The 19,087-nt window shown below is 73.5% G+C and carries 19 protein-coding genes and 1 riboswitch; of the genes, 11 read left to right on the forward strand and 8 right to left on the reverse strand.

Annotated elements, in window-relative coordinates:
• Positions 1 to 113: 113 nt before the first annotated feature.
• From thiD to thiM, 3 genes are all read right to left on the reverse strand, one after another.
• Positions 114 to 1,766, reverse strand: coding sequence for a bifunctional hydroxymethylpyrimidine kinase/phosphomethylpyrimidine kinase (thiD, locus tag EDF42_RS12820; RefSeq protein WP_185040943.1), 1,653 nt, complete (start codon positions 1,764 to 1,766; stop codon positions 114 to 116).
• Positions 1,763 to 2,512, reverse strand: coding sequence for a thiamine phosphate synthase (gene thiE / locus EDF42_RS12825; RefSeq protein WP_123672587.1), 750 nt, complete (start codon positions 2,510 to 2,512; stop codon positions 1,763 to 1,765). Before thiE ends, thiD begins: the two co-directional genes overlap by 4 nt.
• Entirely contained in the window at positions 2,509 to 3,381 is an 873-nt protein-coding gene (gene thiM / locus EDF42_RS12830) for a hydroxyethylthiazole kinase (protein WP_185040945.1), read from the reverse strand. The genes thiE and thiM overlap by 4 nt, the downstream gene beginning before the upstream one ends.
• Positions 3,370 to 3,465: riboswitch (TPP riboswitch) on the reverse strand. Its footprint overlaps the gene before it by 12 nt.
• Before the next feature lie 97 nt (positions 3,466 to 3,562).
• Here thiM and EDF42_RS12835 point away from each other — a divergent pair.
• Positions 3,563 to 4,480 carry an NUDIX hydrolase gene (locus EDF42_RS12835; RefSeq protein ID WP_123672588.1) on the forward strand — a complete coding sequence of 306 codons (918 nt, stop codon included), beginning with the start codon at positions 3,563 to 3,565 and terminating at the stop codon, positions 4,478 to 4,480.
• A gap of 310 nt (positions 4,481 to 4,790) precedes the next feature.
• Here the strand turns inward: EDF42_RS12835 and EDF42_RS12840 are convergent, their stop codons facing one another.
• Positions 4,791 to 6,035, reverse strand: coding sequence for an MFS transporter (locus tag EDF42_RS12840; protein ID WP_221181028.1), 1,245 nt, complete (start codon positions 6,033 to 6,035; stop codon positions 4,791 to 4,793).
• Positions 6,032 to 6,673 (reverse strand): GntR family transcriptional regulator, encoded by a 642-nt coding sequence (locus tag EDF42_RS12845; RefSeq protein ID WP_123672589.1) that lies wholly within the window; start codon positions 6,671 to 6,673, stop codon positions 6,032 to 6,034. The genes EDF42_RS12840 and EDF42_RS12845 overlap by 4 nt, the downstream gene beginning before the upstream one ends.
• A gap of 139 nt (positions 6,674 to 6,812) precedes the next feature.
• Between EDF42_RS12845 and EDF42_RS12850 the strand changes: the two genes are divergently transcribed.
• The 3 genes from EDF42_RS12850 to EDF42_RS12860 all read left to right on the forward strand — a co-directional run bounded on the left by EDF42_RS12850 (position 6,813) and on the right by EDF42_RS12860 (position 9,709).
• Positions 6,813 to 7,559 carry a phosphotransferase enzyme family protein gene (locus EDF42_RS12850; RefSeq protein ID WP_123292443.1) on the forward strand — a complete coding sequence of 249 codons (747 nt, stop codon included), beginning with the start codon at positions 6,813 to 6,815 and terminating at the stop codon, positions 7,557 to 7,559.
• Positions 7,556 to 8,647: a winged helix DNA-binding domain-containing protein gene (locus tag EDF42_RS12855; protein WP_123672590.1), complete on the forward strand. Its 1,092-nt coding sequence runs from the start codon at positions 7,556 to 7,558 to the stop codon at positions 8,645 to 8,647. Before EDF42_RS12850 ends, EDF42_RS12855 begins: the two co-directional genes overlap by 4 nt.
• Before the next feature lie 96 nt (positions 8,648 to 8,743).
• Positions 8,744 to 9,709 carry a DnaJ domain-containing protein gene (locus EDF42_RS12860; protein WP_123672591.1) on the forward strand — a complete coding sequence of 322 codons (966 nt, stop codon included), beginning with the start codon at positions 8,744 to 8,746 and terminating at the stop codon, positions 9,707 to 9,709.
• A 31-nt stretch (positions 9,710 to 9,740) separates the two neighbouring features.
• Here the strand turns inward: EDF42_RS12860 and EDF42_RS12865 are convergent, their stop codons facing one another.
• Positions 9,741 to 10,103 carry an RNA-binding S4 domain-containing protein gene (locus EDF42_RS12865; protein WP_071254500.1) on the reverse strand — a complete coding sequence of 121 codons (363 nt, stop codon included), beginning with the start codon at positions 10,101 to 10,103 and terminating at the stop codon, positions 9,741 to 9,743.
• 33 nt (positions 10,104 to 10,136) lie between these two features.
• Here EDF42_RS12865 and EDF42_RS12870 point away from each other — a divergent pair, with 33 nt between their 5' ends.
• Positions 10,137 to 10,394: a hypothetical protein gene (locus EDF42_RS12870; protein WP_260235471.1), complete on the forward strand. Its 258-nt coding sequence runs from the start codon at positions 10,137 to 10,139 to the stop codon at positions 10,392 to 10,394.
• 441 nt (positions 10,395 to 10,835) lie between these two features.
• Positions 10,836 to 11,993, forward strand: a complete 1,158-nt coding sequence (locus EDF42_RS12875; protein WP_123672592.1) for a hypothetical protein — start codon at positions 10,836 to 10,838, stop codon at positions 11,991 to 11,993.
• Positions 11,994 to 12,064: 71 nt separating this feature from the next.
• On the opposite strand, the gene EDF42_RS12880 is transcribed toward EDF42_RS12875, so the two are convergent.
• A complete protein-coding gene (locus EDF42_RS12880; RefSeq protein WP_260235473.1) occupies positions 12,065 to 13,588 on the reverse strand; it encodes a S1C family serine protease in 1,524 nt (507 codons plus the stop codon).
• 177 nt (positions 13,589 to 13,765) lie between these two features.
• On the opposite strand from EDF42_RS12880, the gene EDF42_RS12885 reads away from it, so the two are divergent.
• From EDF42_RS12885 to EDF42_RS12905, 5 genes are all read left to right on the forward strand, one after another.
• Positions 13,766 to 14,800, forward strand: a complete 1,035-nt coding sequence (locus EDF42_RS12885; RefSeq protein WP_123672593.1) for an iron ABC transporter permease — start codon at positions 13,766 to 13,768, stop codon at positions 14,798 to 14,800.
• A gap of 2 nt (positions 14,801 to 14,802) precedes the next feature.
• Positions 14,803 to 15,807, forward strand: coding sequence for an iron chelate uptake ABC transporter family permease subunit (locus EDF42_RS12890; RefSeq protein ID WP_123672852.1), 1,005 nt, complete (start codon positions 14,803 to 14,805; stop codon positions 15,805 to 15,807).
• Positions 15,808 to 15,920: 113 nt separating this feature from the next.
• On the forward strand, positions 15,921 to 16,400 hold the full coding sequence (locus EDF42_RS12895) for an FHA domain-containing protein (protein ID WP_123292449.1): 480 nt from the start codon (positions 15,921 to 15,923) through the stop codon (positions 16,398 to 16,400).
• Positions 16,400 to 17,104 (forward strand): MerR family transcriptional regulator, encoded by a 705-nt coding sequence (locus tag EDF42_RS12900; RefSeq protein ID WP_123672594.1) that lies wholly within the window; start codon positions 16,400 to 16,402, stop codon positions 17,102 to 17,104. The genes EDF42_RS12895 and EDF42_RS12900 overlap by 1 nt, the downstream gene beginning before the upstream one ends.
• Positions 17,105 to 17,288: 184 nt before the next feature.
• The gene (locus tag EDF42_RS12905; RefSeq protein ID WP_111085817.1) at positions 17,289 to 17,849 is read left to right on the forward strand and encodes a MerR family transcriptional regulator; all 561 of its coding nucleotides are present in this window, start codon (positions 17,289 to 17,291) and stop codon (positions 17,847 to 17,849) included.
• 398 nt (positions 17,850 to 18,247) lie between these two features.
• Here the strand turns inward: EDF42_RS12905 and EDF42_RS12910 are convergent, their stop codons facing one another.
• The gene (locus EDF42_RS12910; RefSeq protein WP_123292451.1) at positions 18,248 to 19,069 is read right to left on the reverse strand and encodes a ParA family protein; all 822 of its coding nucleotides are present in this window, start codon (positions 19,067 to 19,069) and stop codon (positions 18,248 to 18,250) included.
• Positions 19,070 to 19,087: the final 18 nt, after the last annotated feature.

Here is a 19,087-nt window from a genome sequence, read left to right on the forward strand (position 1 = left end):
GCGCCGGTGCCGCTGCGTGCGCCGGTGCCGCCGCGTGCGCCGTCCGCGAAAGCGACAGACCCCCGCGGAACATCGGCGGACATCTGTCGCTTTCGCGGGGTGCTCGACGGCCGTCAGCGCAGAAGTGTCGCTTCCGCGGCACTGACCGCGACGCCCGCAGCAGCCGCGACCCCGGTACCAGCGGTGACCCCGGTACCAGTGGCACCGAGCGCCAGCGGCATCGCGAAGAACGCCAGCTCCCACTCGGTCGAGCGGCGGAACGCCCGCGCCATCCGGCCTCGCTCGGACGGGGTAGCTGCTGCCGCCATCTCCTCGACCAGCCGGGTCGCCTCGGCACTCGACGCCGCGAAGCCCGGGTCGCCGTAGGCCGTGATCCAGTCCGCGAACGCGTGCCCGTCCGGCGCCGCGCCGAGCTGCGCCCCCACCCAGGCGTAGACCCGGAAGCAGGGGAGCACCGCCGCGGTGAGCACGGCCGCCGACCCGGAGTCCGCCGCCTCCTGCAGGTGTGCGAGGTACCCGGCGCACGTCGGGTGGACGGGGTCGTCGGCGTGGGTGCCGGCGAGGCGTCGGTGGTGCAGGTCGCGGGCCTCGGCGGCGCAGCCCTCGGACGCCGCCGTCCAGAAGGCGGCAGCCACAGGACCACGACCAGCGCCGGCATCCGCAGCGCCGGCGCCAGCGCCAGCAGCTGCAGCGCCGGCAGCCGCAGCGCCGGCGCCAGCGCCAGCAGCTGCAGCGCCGGCACCAGCGCCCGCAGCACCGGCAGCGCTCGCCGCCAACGCCGCCAGGTGCTGCTCGTATGCCCGCAGGTAGTGCACGTCCTGCGCGAGGTACCCGGCGAACACGTCCGCGTCGAGCGTCCCGTCGCGCAGCCCGACCAGTAACCCGCACTCGATCGTGGCCTGCAGCGCGGCGCTGACGTCGGACCACCACACGTCGGTGAAGGGAACCACGGGCAGCAACGCTCGGCTCACGGCGCCGTGGTCGATCGGCCCGTTGCCGGACCCGACCTCCAGGGCATCGGCCCCCCGCAGGGCTGCCGTCAGCCAGGGCTTCGCCACCCCGACCGCGAGTTCCCAGTCCCCGTACCGGGCAGCGAGCGTCGCGATCGCACTCGACAGGGAGCACCCGGTGCCGTGCGTGTTGGCCGTCGCGACGCGGGGAGCGGTGAACTGTCGAGCGGACCCCGACGGCGACACGAGCACGTCGTCGGAGGTCGGCCCCTCGTCGTGCCCGCCCTTCGCCAGCACGAGCACGTCCCACGTCGACGCCACGAGCCGCGCAGCGTCCAGCGACGACAACGAGGCAGGCGCCGGAGCCCCAGCCAGCTCCGCCAACACCTGCAACTCGGCCCGGTTCGGCGTCACCAGGTCGGCCAGTCCGAACAGCGCACCCATCGCCGAGGCGGCGTCCTCGTCGAGCAACCGGTCACCACTCGTCGCCACCATCACCGGGTCCACGACGACCACGGGCGGCCGGTGCTCCCGCAACCAGTCCGTCACGACGCGGACGACCGGTGCTGTGCCGAGCATCCCGATCTTCACGGCGTCGATCGTGACGTCGTCCGACACTGCGTCGAGCTGCTCCCGCAGGAATGCGACGTCCGGCACGTGCACCGACCGCACCCCGTGCGTGTTCTGCGCGACGAGGGCGGTGACCACGCCCATGCCGTACCCGTCGTGCGCGGCGATCGCCTTGAGGTCGGCCTGCAACCCGGCACCGCCCGTCGGGTCGGTCCCGGCGATGGCCAGGACGCGCGGGACGCTCACGACTCCGCCCCGTGGTGCGACGAAGCCCCCGACGGGAGGGACGGATCGCCCGCCGCGAGCCGCCCCGGCTCCGCCCCGTGGCCGGGTCCAGGTCCCCACGCGGCCACGTACGCGGCCGCTGCGGACCCGGGATCGGCCGCGGCGCAGACGCCCGACACGATCGCGACCCCGGCGGCGCCCGCTGCCCGGAGCGGCGCGACGTCGTCGAGGGTCACCCCGCCGATCGCCACGCACGGCACGTCCGTCGCCGCCGCGAGCCGGACGAACCCGTCGTGCCCGAGCGCCGGCGGGTGGTCGGCCTTCGTCGTGGTGGGGTGCACGACCCCGACGCCGAGCAGGTCCACGGTGCCGCGGGGCAGCCGGGCGACGACGGCCAGGTGCTCCGGGGTGTTCGCGGTCAACCCGACGTGCGCTTCCGGCCCGAGCAGCGAACGGGCAGCGGTCACCGGCACGTCCGACTGGCCGAGGTGCACCCCGGCGACCCGGTGTCCCGCGTGCCGAGCGGCGAGGGCGACGTCGAGCCGGTCGTCGACCACCACGGCGGCGCGGTCGCCCACGGCGTCGGCCACGGCAGCGGTCAGGGCCAGCAGGTCCCGAGCCGAGGCGTCCTTGTCCCGCACCTGCACGATCCGGACCCCGGCGTGCACCGCGGCGCGGACCACCCCGAGCACACCGACACCGTGCCGGTCGGCCAGCGTGCCGTCGGTGACCAGGTACACGCCGAAGTCCTCCGGCAGCGCGCTCACGCCGGCACCACCAGGGACGCAGGCGCGGCCTCGACCGTGATCCGGGCCTCGCGGACGACGTCCTCGGGGGTGAGCGACGCCAACCGGTCGAGGAACAGCGGCTCGAAGGTGCCGGGGCCGCCGGCCTCACGGGCAGCGAGCTCCGCGGCGATCGTGTGCACCGCGGTCGCCGCGACGGCGGCCGCACCGGCGTCGTCGGGCGCGACCGACGTGAACGCGGCGACGACCGCACCGAGGGCACACCCGCCCCCGGTGATCCGCGTCAACAGCTCGGTGCCGTTCGCGACCCGCACCACACCGGTGCCCGGCGCGACCAACAGGTCGACGGGACCCGACACGGCCACCGCGGCCACGAGCCTCCCGGCCGCCTGACCGGACACGGCGTCGACCGCGGCCGCACGGGCGTCCTCGGTGCCCACCGTGCTGTCGACACCGCGGCCACCGGCCGAGGTGCCGAGCAGGGCGAGGACCTCGGACGCGTTGCCGCGCAGCACCGTCGGGTGCAGCGCGAGCAGGTCGCGGGCGAGGGCGGTGCGCACCGGCAACGAGCCGACCGCGACGGGGTCGAGCACCCAGGGGGTACCGGTGACGCGGGCGGCGTGGGCGGCTTCGAGCGCCGCGACCCGGGGTTCGGCGTGCGGGGTGCCGGTGTTCACCAGCAGGGCGTCGGCGACCCGGGCGAACGGTCCCGCCTCGGTCGCCACGTCGACCATCGCGGGCGAGGCCCCGAGGGCGAGCAGCACGTTCGCGGTGACGTTCTGCACCACGGTGTTCGTGATGCACAGCACCAACGGGCTCCGGGCCCGGACGGCCTCGAGCAGTTCAGCGGTTCGGTGGGCCCAGGCAGGGGAGGGCGCAGCGGATTCCATGGACGATCCCTTCGCGAGTACGAGCTCGAGCAGGTTCGACGGGTGTGATCTCAGCCGCTGGTTGCGGCACCCCGTGTCTCGATCGACACCGTACACGAGCAGCTGCGCCGGGCCACGGCTCGTCGTCTCCGGCCCCGTCGTCTCCGGTCACATGCCCTGCACCGTGTGACAGGGTTGGTGTGTGCCAGACTCCACGCCTCCCGGACCGCCACCAGGCCCCCGCGACCCCGGCGACGCCTGGGCGGTCGGCCCCGACGGCACCAAGGCCTGGGGACTCTTCGGTGCCGCAGGACTGCTCGTCGACGACGGCGCCGGACGCGTGCTCCTGCAGCACCGCGTCGAGTGGAGTCACCACGGCGGCACGTGGGGCATCCCCGGCGGCGCACGACACCAGGGCGAGGACGCCGTCACCGGTGCGCTCCGCGAGTCCGCCGAGGAAGCCGGTGTGCCGCACGACGGCGTCGACCTCCGCCACACGGCACTGCTCGACCTGGGGTTCTGGACCTACACGACCGTGGTGGGGCGTGCCGCTCGGCCGTTCGAACCGGTGATCGCGGACCGCGAGAGCCTCGCCCTGTCCTGGATCCCCGTCGACGAGGTCGACGACCTGCCGCTCCACCCCGGGTTCGGGAGGTCGTGGCCGGCGCTCCGTGCGTCCCTCACCACCACCCCGCACGTCGTCGTCGACGCGGCGAACGTCGTCGGCAGCGTGCCCGACGGCTGGTGGAAGGACCGGGCGGGAGCCGCCGCACGCCTGCTGTCGTCGGTGACGGCGCTCGCCGAGTCCGGGGTGACCGCCGACGTGCTGGCGCTGCCGTTCGCCCGGTGGTGGCCGCGGTGGACCGTGGTGCTCGAGGGCGAGGCCCGGGGCGCCTCCGGGGCGTCGGACGGCGCACTGCCCCGTGCACTGCCCCGTGCACTCGAGGTCGTCGCAGCGCCGGGTTCGGGGGACGACGCCATCGTGGACGCCGCTCGTGCCGCGGTCGAGGCCGGAGACGGTCCCGTCGTGGTCGTCACGGCTGACCGCGAGCTCCGTGCCCGCGTCGAGGCGCTCGGTGCCGTGGTGCACGGGCCGTCCTGGCTGCGCGACCAGTTCTAGCGGGCGGTACGCCGTTGGCGCACGGTGCGAGGTCGCACGGCGCACAGTGCATGGCGCGAGGTCGCACGGTGCGAGGTCGTTCGGCGCACAGTGCATGGCGTCCGGCGTCCGGCGTCCGGCGCACGGTGCGAGGTCGTTCGTTCGGTGCTGGCTTGATCGCTCCGTGCGCCGCATCAACCTCGCACCGAGCGGCAGGTGTCGCACGGACCGACGCACCGCGCACGGTGCGGCGCCCCCGCACGCCCGCCCGCGCCCGCGCCCCCGCACTGCCGCACCCCCGCGCCCCTGCGCCGCCCGCGCCCCTGCGCGCCTACGCCGTCGGCAGGTACCGCCGCGACGACACGAGCACCGCGCACCACGACACGACACCGAGTCCGACGATCACCCAGAGGACGACCGGCAGCGCCACCACGTTCGCGATCGCCGCGATCACGGCGGGCGCCAGGAACCCCGCGTACGCCGCCGCGTAGAACACCCCGGTCAGTCCGGCCAGGTCGCGGGACCCCGCGATCCGCTGCACCTCGAGCAACGACGACACCAGGGCGAGCCCGATCCCGACGCCGATGACGACGTTCGCGGCGAGTCCGACCACGACGGACTGCAGCTCGATCGCGACGACGACCACGGCGATGCCGGCGGTCATGCACGCGAGGGCCGTCGTGAGCCCGCGGGCCGAGGTCAGCGAGTGCACGCGCCGCGCGAGCGGTTGGACCGCGCTGGACACTCCGAGGGCGACGACGGTCGCGGCGGTGGCGAACACCAGGCCCCACGCGCCGGTGGCCCCGGTGAGCTGGGTCGGCAGGTAGCCGTACCCGATCGCCGCCGAGCCGAAGATCCACGGGGCGGTGACGAGCACCACGCGGGTGAACCGTCGGTGCCCGGCGCTCGGCACCCGCAGCTGGCGCCACCACGGACCGGGGACCCCGCCGGAGCGGTTGGTCTCGGGGGTGCGCCAGACGACCATGGCGAAGGGCAGGGCGACGACGATGTGGACCAGGAAGGGCAGCACCTCGGGGATGGGGCCCCACTGTGCGATGAGTCCGGCCACCAGCGCGCCGGAGGCCGAACCGAGCGTGAACGCCAGCGAGGCCCGGCGGGCACCGGACCCGGCGTCGGCGGATGGGTCGAAGCGTCCCTGTGACAGTTCCTTGACCCAGCTGTTGCCGACGGCCATCGCGATGCCGACGGTGATGCCGGAGAACAGCCGCCCGGCCGCCAGGAACCCGGGGCCGAGCGGTCCGAGCGCGAGCAGTCCGCTGCCGACGACGGCGGACACGATGGCGGCGAGCATGAGGGGCTTGCGGCCGTGCCGGTCGGACAGTGACCCGGCGATGAGCAGCGCCGGCGCGAGCCCGAGCACGTAGACGCCCAGGAAGACGTTGACGACGACCGACGAGTAGTGCTCGCGGCCCTCGTACATGAGCAGCAGGGGCGAGAACTGGTTGCCGCCCCACGAGCAGACGAACACCGCGCCCCACACCGCGACCCAGGGCATGACGCGCGCCGAGGGGACGGACAGCGAGCCGGTGGTGGGGATGCTCCCCGTCGCGCTCACAGGGCGCCCCGGTGCGAGGCGACGTGGTCGTGCAGGACCTCGGCGTAGCGGGCCGCGTCGCCCGCTGCCAGGGCTGCCGCGAGGGCTCGGTGGTCGTCGAGCGAGGCCTGCAGCTGCGACGGCTGCACCCGCATCAGCTGGTGTCGGAGCCGGTTCTGCCGGTCACGGAGCGTCTGCGCGAAGCGCACCGCGATCGCGTTCCGCGACGCGCCGATCACCGCACCGTGGAACGCCGCGTCGACCTCGATGAACCGGTCGACGTCGCCCGTCGCGACCGCCTGCTCCTGCTCCGCCAGCATGGCCTGGAGGCCCGGGGTGACGTCCGCCACGCGGCCGTCGGTCACGACGCGGGTCGCCGCCGTGGCCTCGATCGCCTCGCGCATCTCCAGGACGTCCGCCGCCTCGTTCGGGGACATCGGGCGCACGACGGCACCCTTGCGGGACTCCAGGGTGAGCAGGTCCTCGGCGGCCAGGCGGAGGAAGGCCTCGTGCACGGGGGTGCGGGACACCCCGATCTCCTGGCACAGGGCGTTCTCGCTGATCGCGGTGCCACCGGGGAGGTCGCCGCGGATGATCGCCCGTTTGACGTGGTCGTACGCGCGGTCGGATGCGGCCTGGGTCGTCGTGTGCTGCTCCACGGTGCACGATCGTACGCCCTTGCATGCAACGCTGCATGCCGTCACGTGACGTGTTGTTCACACCACCGGGTCACACGCGGCGGCACACGTCGATACGCTGGCCGGACGTCAACGGAGACGCACACACAGGAGGTTCCCCATGGAGCGGATCACCAGGGCCGACGACCGAGTCCACCGCCCGGCCGGACCGTGGACACCGACCGTCCACCGGCTGCTCGCACACCTGCACGAACAGGGGTTCGTCGCGGCACCGGAACCGATCGAGCACGGCGACACCCTCGAGACGGTGTCGTTCGTCCCCGGGGTCGCGGGGGAGTACCCGTGGACCGAGGACGTCGCGAGCGAAGCCGCCCTCGTCACGAGCGCACGACTGCTCCGGCACTTCCACGACGCCGCGACCACGTTCCCGCGTGACGGGGCACGCGACTGCTGGTCGCAGGCCGAACGCACGCCCGTCGAGACGATCGTGCACGGCGACTTCGCCCCCTACAACTGCGTCTACGACGGCATCCAGGCCGTGGGGCTCATCGACTTCGACACCGCACACCCCGGGCCCCGGGTCTGGGACGTCGCGAGTGCCGTGTACCGGTTCGCCCCGTTCACCACCGGCGCCGTCGAGGGCATGACCGCCCCGGACCTCGACGACCGGCTCGCCCGCGCCGCGGAGTTCTGCCGCGCCTACGACCTCGACGACCGCTCCCGCAGCGTCCTCGCCGAGACGATGGCCGCGTCCCTCGTCGCGATGGTCACCACCATGGAGACCGAGGCCGCCGCCGGCAACCCGAAGTTCGTCAGCGACCTGGCGCACGGGCACGCCGACCTGTACCGGGCCGACGTCGCCTACATCGAGCAGCACGCCGACGCCATCGCCGCCGCCGTCGCGTGACCCCGACCCCTGCGCAGCTCCGCACCCTGCGGCTCGCCGCGCAGGGGATCGCCGTCCCCGGCCTCAGCCCCACCGGTGCGGTCGAACGGATGACCGCCGTGCAGGGGCAGGACCTCGGCCAGGTCCTCTGGGCCATCGGGGTCCGCACACCCGGGGCCACCCGTGACGACGTCCGCGCCGCCTTCGACCGCGGCGAGCTCGTCCGCTCCTGGCCGATGCGGGGCACACTGCACGCCATGCGCCCCGACGACCTGCGGCTCCTGCTCTCCCTGACCGCCGAACGGACCCTGCGCAGCATCGCCCGACGCGCCACCGAACTCGGCATCGACCAGCCCCTGCTCGACCGAGCACGGGACACCACCGTCGCCGCACTGTCCGGCGGCCGCGCCCTCGTCCGCGACGAACTCTTCGACGAGTACCGCGCCGCCGGCATCGACCCCGCCGCCGGCCGCGGCTACCACCTGCTGCTGCAGCTCTCGCAAGAGGGGCTCGTCGCCTGGGGGCCCACCGCCCGCGTCGGCCAGGGACTCGTGCTCCTCGACGAGTGGGCACCGGCGCTCACCGAGGTCCCCGACCGCGACGAAGCACTCCGCCGGGTCCTGCTCGGGTACCTCCGAGGCCGAGGACCCGCCACCGAGGCCGACGCCGCCAGCTGGACGAAGCTCCCGCTCGGCGACCTCCGCCGTGCCCGAGCCGCCGCCGGCGACACCGTCGAGGACCTCGGCGGCGGACTCCTCGCGCTCGCCGACCGTCCCACCACCGGCGGCACACCCACCGGCCACCTGCTGCCCGGGTTCGACGAGTACCTGCTCGGGTACGCCGACCGCTCCGCCCAGCTCGACCCCGCACACGCCGACCGGGTCGTCCCGGGCGCCAACGGCATGTTCCTGCCGATGGCCGTGGTCCGCGGGCGGGTCGTCGGCACCTGGAAGCGGACCGAGCGCGCCAGCGGGGTGACCGTCACCGTCACACCCTTCGCGGCACTCGACGACGCCTCGGTGCGCGCGCTCGAGGCGGCCGCCGCCCGGTACGCGCGGTTCCTCGACGCGCCCGTCGCGTTCGGGGTGGTGGAGGCGACCAGTCGCTGACCGCAGCCGGTGGGGTCGAGTCCATCCGTTCCTCCAGGCCGTCCCCAGCAACCACGCGGCGGACTCGTACCCTGCCTCGGGTAATGTCGCAGGGCCATGACCGACAGCCCGGCCGACGCCACCCCGTACGAAGTCCTCGGCGTCCCCGCGACCGCCGACGACGACGCGCTCCGCCGCGCCTACCGCCGCGCGGCCCGCGAATCCCACCCCGACCTCGGCGGCGACGCCCAGCACTTCCGCCGCGTCCAGCTCGCCTGGGAACGCATCGGCACGCCCGCAGCACGCCGCGCCTACGACGCCGGCTCGCGCGGCGCGTTCAGCAGCGGCGGCGCCGGCCCGTTCAGCGCGCCCGGTGCGTCCGGTTCGTCGACCGGGAGGCCCGACACCGGTCGCGACGCCTACGCACCCCCGTCAGCCCGTCGCGACACCCGCCCCCGCGCCCGGTCCCACGGACACCCCGGCGGACGCTCCCGCGAGGTCTTCCTGCAGGCAGAACGCGAATGGGTCGGACTCGGCGACCCCATCGAGGACCCCTACGACCCCACCCTCATCCGTTCCGCGCCCCGGCACATCCGACGGCTGCTCGGTGAAGCGCTCGCCGAAGAGGCCACCGCCTCGATCGTCTCGGACATGGGCATCGGCGTCACCGTCTGGCACGACCTCGACGCCGGGGCCGAGGGCAAGCTCGACCATGCCGTCCTGACCCCGAGCGGGCTCTGGGCCGTGGAGTCGATCGACTGGGGAGCCCCCGTCCGGGTCGAGCACGGCGACATCGTCGGGGAGACCCTGGCGCCCGGCGAGCGTCCGGTGAAGGAACTCGTCCGCGCCGCCCGTGCCGTGCAGAAGCAGACCCGGGTGCGGTTCACCGGCCGGTTGCTCGTCGTGCCGGACTCCGCGGTCGAGGTCGACGTGCAGCTCGTCGGCTCCCCGAAGAAGCCGACCGCACTCGTCGTGCGCCGCAGCGCGCTCGGGCAGGTGCTGAACGGCGTGTGGTCTCCGCCCGGATCGGTCGACGTGTTCGAGATCCGCGACCGACTGCAGCAGACCGTCCGTTTCGTCTGACGTCCGGCCCGCACGGCGTCGGGGGCCGGCGTCAGTAGCCGCGGAGCTTCTCGAGGTCGCGGCGCTCCCGCTTGCTCGGGCGTCCGGCGCCGCGGTCGCGCATCGGCACGAACCCCGCCTCTTCCTTGGACAGCCGCGGCGGGGTCCTGTCCTCGAAGTGCTTCGCGGCCTCGGGAGCACTCGTCCGCTTCAGGATGATGCCGGTGACGACGACGATCCGGTCGAAGCCGTTCTGGCGGACCCGGACCTCGTCGCCGGGGCCGATCGGCTGCGCGGGCTTCGCGCGCTCCCCGTTCACCCGGACGTGCCCGGCCTTGCACGCGGCGGTCGCAGCGGAGCGGGTCTTGGTGATCCGCACCGCCCAGATCCAGCTGTCCACGCGAGCCTTGGCCATCCCCTCACTCTAGGCGGCCCCTACGCTGGGCGGGTGAGCACCGGGGAACAGGCAGCGATCGCGCGGGCCCGTGCGCTCGGCGTGCTGCACGGTGCCGCGATCGGGGACCGGCTCGTGGTCCGGGCACACCACGGCGACGGTGCACAGGACGCCCTCGGGGACCTCGTCGCCCGCACCCCCGACACCGTGACGATCGCCACCCGCCGCGGCCCGGTCGAGGTCCGGCTCGACGACGTCGTCGCCGCGAAGCCCGTCCCGCAGCCCCCGGCCCCGCGCGCGCCCCGCCGCTGACCTCGCACCGTGCGAGGTTCGCACCGTGCGAGGTTCGCACCGTGCGAGGCTCGTGCGGCGCTGGTCGTGGCCGCACGGTGCAGAGTTGGTCGGGCCGTGCGGGCGTGGCCGCTCGGTGCGAGCTTGCTGCGCTGCACGGGGCGGTCAACCCTGCACCGGTTGACGGCCGACGCACCGTGTACGTTTCGCGTCGTCGCGCCCGCACGGTGCGGACTTCCTCGGCCCGTGCGGGCGAGACAGCTCCGTGCGGCGTTGTATCGGGGCACGGAGCCGCCAACCTCGCTCCCGGCGACGAGACGTGCACCGTGCGTCGCCCGCGCCGCCGCCTGCCGCGCACGCCGCGCCCGCGGCGCGCCCGCGCCGCGCCCGCGGCGCGCCCGCGCCGCGCGCGCACGGCGAGCCGCGCCCCTCCGCACCCCGCACCCGACGTAGCCTCGACCCATGGCAGTCCCCGTCCCGCTCGGCACCGAGGACCGCACCGCCCGCCTCACCCTCCGCCGCCCCGACCAGTGGCGCCGAGAGGACTCTGCCCAGGCGGACCTGCGCGTCACCGGCGACGACATCGTCCTCACCGTCCGATCCCGACCCAGCGACCGCGCGATCGGCGACGAGAACACGGGCCTCCTCGCGAGACTGCCCGGTTCCGTCGAGGGGCTGCTGCTCGTCGGCTGCGACACCTGGACCGCCGCTGGGGCTCCCGCGCGCCTGGTCGAGTACGTCCGTCCCGACGAACACGGCGACGTCGCGGGTGCGCACCTGCTGTTCGTCACCGGGCGGCACCGCGTCGACCTGACGATCGAACGCCCCCTGGCACGCCTGCTCGAGACCGACGAGCTCGTGTTCGCGGTCCTCGAGAGCGTCCGCGCCACCGAGCCGTCCCCGGTCCGCCCCGAGCGTGACCTCGAGCCACTGCCCACCCCGGCGCCCGGCCCGGAGCTCGACGGCCCCCGCCTGAGCGCCGACGCGGTCGGCACGCTCAAGAGCCTCGCCGGACGCCGGTGGAACCCGACGCTCCTCCGCACCGCGGCGGGCCGCGAACTCATCGAAGCGGGCCTCGTCGGCCGACTCGGCACGCTGCCCGAGTCGACCCAGACCCTGCTCGAGCCGTGGCAGGGCGATGCCCAGCCGGTCACGCTGGAACAGCACTTGCCCGACGGTGGCGAGTCGCGCCTCCAGGCCTGGTCGCAGACCGTCGTGGACGGGACCGCCGAGGCGGGCGCGGTGGTCGCGTCCGTCACGCCGGACCGCGCGGTCGCGCTGACGGCCGGGAGGCTCGGCATCGGCCCGACGTGGACCTTCCCGTTCCGCACGGGGTCGCTCCCAGGGCACCTGCTCGGCCGCCGGCTGGCCGGCGGCTCCGACGCACCGGACCTGCCGGAGGCCCTCGTCGAGGCGGACCCGAGGCTCGCGCGCTTCTGGGCCGCTCCGTGGACGGTGTCGTACCTGCGTCGGCCGGGCAAGCCGAAGCCCGTGACGATCGTGCGCGCCGAGGGGATCGGCTTCGCCCGCGTGGGCAAGACGGAAGCCGGGGAGACCGTCTTCCAGACGGACTCCCCGGCCAACGTGTACCGGTCGGTGGTGCGGGCGCTGCTCGGCTGAACGGATTCCAGACACTGTGCCCGCTGGGCCAACGTGTACCGGTCGGTGGTGCGGGCGCTGCTTCCTTCCGCCTAGGCGGCCGGGCCGGCGGTCAGGGTGACGGTGACGGTCTTGGCTGCGCCGGTGCTGTCGGTGTAGCCGACCACGACCTTGTCGCCGACGGAGTGCGACTGCACGGCCGCGGTGAGCTCGTCCGACGTCGTGACCGTCTTGCCGCCGAGGCTCGTGATCGTGTCGCCCTCGGCCAGACCGGCGCTCGCGGCACCGGACCCCTCGACCGTGCCGGCGACGGCCACGCCGCCCGTGGTGCTCGCGGTGCTGCTGACCTGGACGCCGAGGAACGCGGGCAGGCCGATGGTGATCGTGCTCGAGGACTCCCCGGCCAGGATCTTCTCGGCGATCGCCTTCGCGGTGGTGATCGGGATGGCGTAGCCGGTGACGTCCGCGGTACCCGAGGACGCTGCGGTCGCCATGCCGACGACCTCGCCCTCGCTGTCGACGACGGGGCCGCCGGAGTCGCCGGAGACGATGTTCGCGGCGATCTCGATCAGACCGGACAGCGACTCGGTCCCGGTGCCGGACTCGCTCTGCACCTGGATGTCCTGGTCGGTGGCCGTGACGGTGCCCTCGGCGGCGACGAGGTTGCCCGTGCCCTCGGCGTTGCCGACGTCGGTGACGGTGTCACCGGTGCTCGGCTCGCCGTCGTCGTCGAGCGTGACGGTGGACAGGCCGGAGGCGTCCTCGAGCTTCAGGACGGCGACGTCGTTCGTGGCGTCGGTGCCGACCACGTCCGCCTTGTACTCCTTGCCGGTGGTCTCGTCGGTGACGGTGATGCTCGTGGCGCCCTGGATGACGTGGTTGTTCGTCAGGACCGTGCCGTTCGAGCTGAGGATCATGCCGGTGCCGGCTGCCTGCGAGGACTCGTCGTAGTTCAGGACGGTGTTGATCGTCACGACGCCCTTCTTCTGGGCGGCGGTCGCTGCGGTGGCGGCGGACTCGGTGCTCGTGCCGGTGCTGCCGTTGCCCGTGGTGCCGCTGCCGTCGGTGCCGTTGCCGGTGCCGCTGCCGGTGCCGTCTCCGGGGACGGTGAAGCCGTTCGTCCCGTCGCTGTTGCCGGTGTCGGGCAGCGTCGTGGTGCCCTGCGACTGGCTCGACGTCGTGGTCGTGCTCTGCGAGGACAGGCCGAGGGCCGTGCCGCCGGCGGCACCGACGATCGCGAGGGCCGCGATGCCGGAGCCGATCATCAGCCCGAGGCGACGCGGGCGCTTCGTGTTCGCTCCCGGGTGGTTCGCCGTCGCCGCGGTGTGCGCCCAGGCGTGGTGGGTGCCGGTGAGCGCCGGGCTGCCGATCAGGTACGGGCCGCGGCCGTCGGGGGAGTACGCGTAGGGGCCGGAGCCGTCCGGGCCGTACAGGTACGGGCCGGAGCCGTCGAAGGCGTAGGCCGGACGGAGGGTGGCGGGGTCGGCGTGGGGTGCCTCCCAGCTCATCCCGTACGCCTGCTGCTGCCGCTGCTGCTGCGTGCCGTCGGTCCGGGCGGTGCCCTGCTCGTCGTGCTCGCGGTCGGCGTCGGCGGCGGGGTTCGGGGTCTCGTTCATCGGTGCTCTCCGGTCGTCCCTCGACGACCCGGGCGGGTGTCGATGGAGACCAGTACAGGCGGCGATCCAATGACGAGCCTATGAACGGACCCAGCGACTGCTCCGGGCTTGCTCGGGGGACGCCGAGTGGGCTGCCGGTTCGGTCGCCCGGGGTCCGTTAGGGTTGCCTTACTTCCCATGCGCTCCTCCACGTCCGCGCCACCGGCGCCCGCCTCCGTCTCCCGTCTGGTCGGGGCGACCGTGCTGGCCGTCATCGTCCTCGTCGTGGCGTGCGCGCTGTCGATCGCCTACGGATCCCGGCCGATCCCGCTCCACACCGTGCTCGACGCCGTCCTGCACCCGGGGCGGAACGACGAGGTCGGGCTGATCGTGCTCGGCAACCGCGTCCCGCGAACCGTCGTCGGACTCCTCGCGGGTGCCGCCCTCGGTGTCGCCGGCGCGGTGATGCAGGGCGTGACCCGCAACCCGCTCGCCGACCCGAGCGTCCTCGGTATCAACTCCGGCGCGGCACTCGCCGTGGTCGCCGGCATCGCGCTCTTCGGGGTGAGCGGCACGGCCGCCTACCTGCCGTTCGCCTTCCTCGGTGCTGCCCTCGCGGCACTGCTCGTCTACGGGATCGCCGCCGTCGCCCGGCGCGGACTGTCGCCGGTCGGACTCGCGCTGTCCGGTGCCGTGGTCGCCGCCGCGCTGTCGTCGATCACGACGGCGGTGCTCGTCACGAACGCGAGCCTGCTCGACCAGCTGCGGTTCTGGCAGGTGGGCGCCCTCGCCGGCAAGGACCTCGGCACTGCCGGCATCATCACGGCGCCCGTGCTGATCGGTCTCGCGATCGCGTTCGGCCTGGGCCGCTCGCTGAACACCCTCGCCCTCGGCGACGAGCTCGCGGCGTCCCTCGGGCAACGCGTCGTGCTCGTCCGGGCCGTCGGCGGGCTCGTGACCGTGCTGCTCGCCGGCTCGGCCGTGGCCGCAGCGGGGCCGATCGCCTTCGTCGGGCTCGCCGTGCCGCACGCCGTCCGTCGGCTGAGCGGCCCCGACCACCGGTGGACCATCCTGCTGTCCGCGATCGTCGCGCCGGCGCTGCTGCTGGTGGCCGACGTCATCGGACGCGTCGTGGCGTACCCGGGGGAGCTGCAGGTCGGCATCGTCACGGCCCTCATCGGTGCGCCGGTGTTCATCGCGCTCGTGCGGTCGAGGGCGGTGCGGGGCCTGTGACGGTGTCGACGTCCCTTCGGGGTGCGCTCGTCGGTGTCCGACGCGAGCTCGTGGTCCTTGCGGCCGTCGTCGTCGTGCTCGTCGCGCTGGTGCTCGTCGGTCTCGGGGTCGGCTCGATCCCGCTCACCCCGGCGCAGGTGGTCGGCGCGCTGTTCGGCCAGGGCGACCGCATCTCGGACTTCGTCATCGGACAGCTGCGCGGCCCCCGGGTGCTCGGTGCGGTCCTGGTCGGCGCCAGCCTCGGGGTCGCGGGCGCCATCGTGCAGAGCGTCGTCCGCAACCCGATCGCGAGCCCGGACGTCATCGGCATCACCTCGGGTGCCAGTGCTGCGGGTCTCACCGCGATCGTGCTGTTCGGGGCGTCCGGCGGCACCCTGTTCTCGGTCGTGCTCGTCGGCGCGGTCGTGGTGTCGATCGTGATCGCCGGACTGGCCTGGCGGCGAGGGATCACCGGCAACCGGGTCGTGCTCGTCGGGATCGGCGTCTCGGCGATCTGCCTGAGCATCACGGGGTGGATGCTCACCAGCGGCACCGTCACCCAGGCCGGCACCGCGCTGCTGTGGTTGTCCGGCAGCCTGAACGCCGTCGACCGGAACCTGGTCGGCGTGCTCGGCGTCGCGTTCGTCGTGCTGTTCCTGCTCGCCCTGCTGCAGTCGTCGCGCCTGACCGTCCTGACGCTCGGCGACGAGGTCTCGGCGGCCCTCGGGCTCCGGCCGGACCGCGCGAAGGTGCTGCTGCTCCTCACCGCGGTGTGCCTGACCGCCGCTGCGGTCGCCACGGCGGGGCCGGTGTCGTTCGTCGCGCTGATGGCGGCGCCGATCGCCCGTCGGCTCGTCGGCGGCGGCCGCGTCGCCCTCGGGCCGGCCGCCGCGGTGGGAGCGGCGATCACCCTCGGCAGCGACCTCATCGCCCAGTTCGCGATCCCCGGCAACGCCCTGCCCGTCGGCGTCGTGACGGGTGTCGTCGGCGCCCCGTACCTGCTCTGGTTGCTCGCGCGCGGTCGCTGAACCCGGACCGCGCGTTCGCGCACCGCGGACGATCGTCCACAGGCCCAGTTCGGGGCTGCCGCTGGAGCCCTCCTTTCCGATACGCTGGTGGGCCAAGAGGAGGAGGTCCACCGATGCCAGATCCAGTGGTCCCGCAGCCGGACGGTCAGAAGACCCCGGAGCAGCGGCTGGTCGACACCACGTTGACCTTCAGCATGGACATGGGCGCGGCGCTCACCGCCGAGTCCGGTGTCTCAGCGGAAGAGCGCGAGGCGGTCAACGCCCTGCCGTCCGGATCGGCGCTGCTCGTCGTGCGCCGCGGTCCGAACGTGGGTGCGCGGTTCCTCCTCGACTCCGACGTCACGACCGCCGGCCGACACCCCGACGCCGACATCTTCCTCGACGACGTCACGGTGTCGCGCAAGCACGCGCAGTTCCTGCGGCACGGCACGGCGTTCACCGTCAAGGACAACGGTTCGCTCAACGGCACGTACTTCGACGGTGACCGCATCGACGAAGCGCCCCTCACCGACGGGGCAGAGGTCCAGGTCGGCAAGTTCCGTCTGACGTTCTACGCGTCCCGGGTCGACCTGGCGCGCCTGGCGAACGCGTAGTGGCCGCACGGTCCGCTGCGGCCCGGGCGGGGTCAGTGGCACCGGACCTGCTCACGATCGGGCAGGTCCTCGCTCGCCTCAAGCCCGAGTTCGCGGACCTGTCGAGTTCCAAGCTGCGCTTCCTCGAAGAGCGCGAGCTCGTCACGCCGATCCGAACGGCCAGCGGGTACCGCAAGTTCTCGGCGGCCGACGTCGACCGCCTCCGGGTGATCCTCGGCCTGCAGCGCGACCACTACCTGCCGCTCAAGGTCATCAAGGACTACCTCGCCGACCTCGACGCCGGGCGCGAGCCCGTCCTGCCGGGCGGTGGGGACGCCCCGCGCCCCTCGATCCTCGGGCGCGAGCGTCGGTACACCCGTGACGAAACGGCCCGAGCGGCCGGCGCGTCCCCGATGCTCCTGGCCGACGCGGTCTCCGCATCGCTGCTCCCCGCCACAGAGACCTACGGCGAGGACAGCGTGTCCGTCCTCAAGGCACTCGTCGAGCTGCAGCGGACCGGCATCGAGCCGCGGCACCTGCGCACGCTCCGCAGCACCGCCGAGCGCGAGGTCGGACTCATCGAATCCGCGCTCATGCCGGTGTCCCGCCGGGGCGATGCGACGTCGCGGGCGAAGGCCACGGAACTCGCACGCGAGATCGCCGTCCAGCTCGAGGTCATCCGCTCGAGCCTCATCCGCGCGGCGATCGGTCGTCTCGACGCATGATCCGTTCCGGTGGTCCGCGGGGGCTTGTGCGTCGGTGGGTGGGGCGTATCCTCGACACGCCGGACGCGCCGAGTCGGATGTCCCGCGCGGGAGCGGTCGGAGTCGCTACCGTTGACCTCGGAACAACTCTCAACCCGTCGTTGAACCTTCGGGTGGGAGCTCGATCGTCGTGGAAGGCAAGCGCATGAGTGGGAACGACACCCCAGGCACCGAGTCGGACACGACGCGGTACGACCTCGGGCTGCTCTTCACCGACGGCCTCCCCGAGCACGACGAGCAGAACGGCTACCGCGGCACCGTCGCCGCACGTGCAGCCGGCATCTCGTACCGCCAGCTCGACTACTGGGCACGCACCGAACTCGTGCAGCCCACCATCCGCGGCGCTGCCGGCTCCGGGTCCCAACGCCTGTACGGCTTCCGCGACATCCTCGTGCTCAAGCTCGTGAAGCGCCTGCTCGACACCGGCATCTCGTTGCAGCAGATCCGCACCGCTGTGAACCAGCTCCGCGAGTCGGGCGTGTCCGACCTCGCCCAGACCACCCTGATGTCCGACGGCGCCTCGGTGTACCTGTGCACCTCGGACGACGAGGTCATCGACCTGGTGTCCCGCGGTCAGGGTGTCTTCGGCATCGCGGTCGGCAAGGTCCTGCGTGAGGTCGAGACCTCCCTGGTCGAGCTCGACGCCTCTGCAGCGGCCGACCCGTCCGACGAGCTCGCCGCGCGCCGCGCTTCCCGCGCTTCCTGACCGCGCCGCTCGCCCTCGTCCGGACGGCCTCGCGGTCGTCCGTCTGCCCCTGAGGTTCCGAAATCTCGGAACCTCGGCGCGCTCAGGCCTCCGACGTGGAACCTCGGCGAACCTGAGCGGCGAGTCCTGGAACCTCGACGACGGCGGGCAACCTGAGGCGGACCTCGGTGGATGCAGCACTCGAACGCGAGCACCGTGTCGTCCCGCCCCCGAGGTTCCGAAATCTCGGAACCTCGGCGCGCTCAGGCCTCCGACGTGGAACCTCGGCAAACCTGAGCGGCGAGTCCTGGAACCTCGACGACAGCGAATCGACGACGACCAGCGCCGAAGAACCCGACGCCAGGGACGCACGAACGCCCGACGACCGCCTACGCGCCTACGCCCTACGAACGACGCGCCTAGGCGCCTACGGCACCCGAACCGTCGGCGTAGGGCCCGATCTTGCCGGTCCGCATGATGCGCTCGAGCAGCTGGTCGAAGTTCTTCGCCATCTCCTGCGCGGACTCGCCGGGCCACACGTGCAGGGGCTTCGCGGCACCCTGCGCCTGCTGCAGCGACGTGCGCTCCGGCAGCTGCGGCGAGAGCACGAGCGGGCCGAACATGTCGCGGAGTTCCTTGATGCGGAACTGGTGCTCGAGCGACTGGACGCGGGCACGGTTCACGATGATGCCGAGCGGCTGCAGGCGGGGGGAGAGACCGCGGCGGATCTCCTCGATGGCCCGCAGCGCACGGTCGGCTGCGGCGACGGAGAACAGGCCGGGCTCGGTGACGACGGTGACGCGGTCGGACGCTGCCCACGCGGTGCGCGTGAGGGCGTTCAGCGACGGCGCGCAGTCGATGAGCACGAGCTCGTAGTCCTGCTCGACGTTGGCCAGGGCCTCTTCGAGCTTCCAGATGTCGCGGATGGAGGGGTGCGGCCCGTCGAAGTTGATCGCGGAGGGCGACCCGACCATGACGTCGATCTTGCCCTGCGAGCCCTTCGTCCACCCGGAGGGGGCGATCGCCTGACGGACGATCTTCTCCTTCGGGTTCTCGAGGACATCGGCCACGTTGAGGTGTCCGGCGAGGTTGATGTCGAGGCCGGTGGAGACGTCGGACTGCGGGTCGAGATCCACCACCAGCGTGCGCAGTCCCTTGGCGAAGGCGGCCGAAGTCAGGCCGAGCGTCACCGTCGTCTTGCCGACACCACCCTTGAGGGAGCTCACGCTGAGTACATGCACGATCAGCAACGTTACCGC

Origin of the sequence: Curtobacterium sp. PhB172 (genome assembly GCF_003752545.1) — a bacterium.
Lineage (GTDB): Bacteria > Actinomycetota > Actinomycetes > Actinomycetales > Microbacteriaceae > Curtobacterium.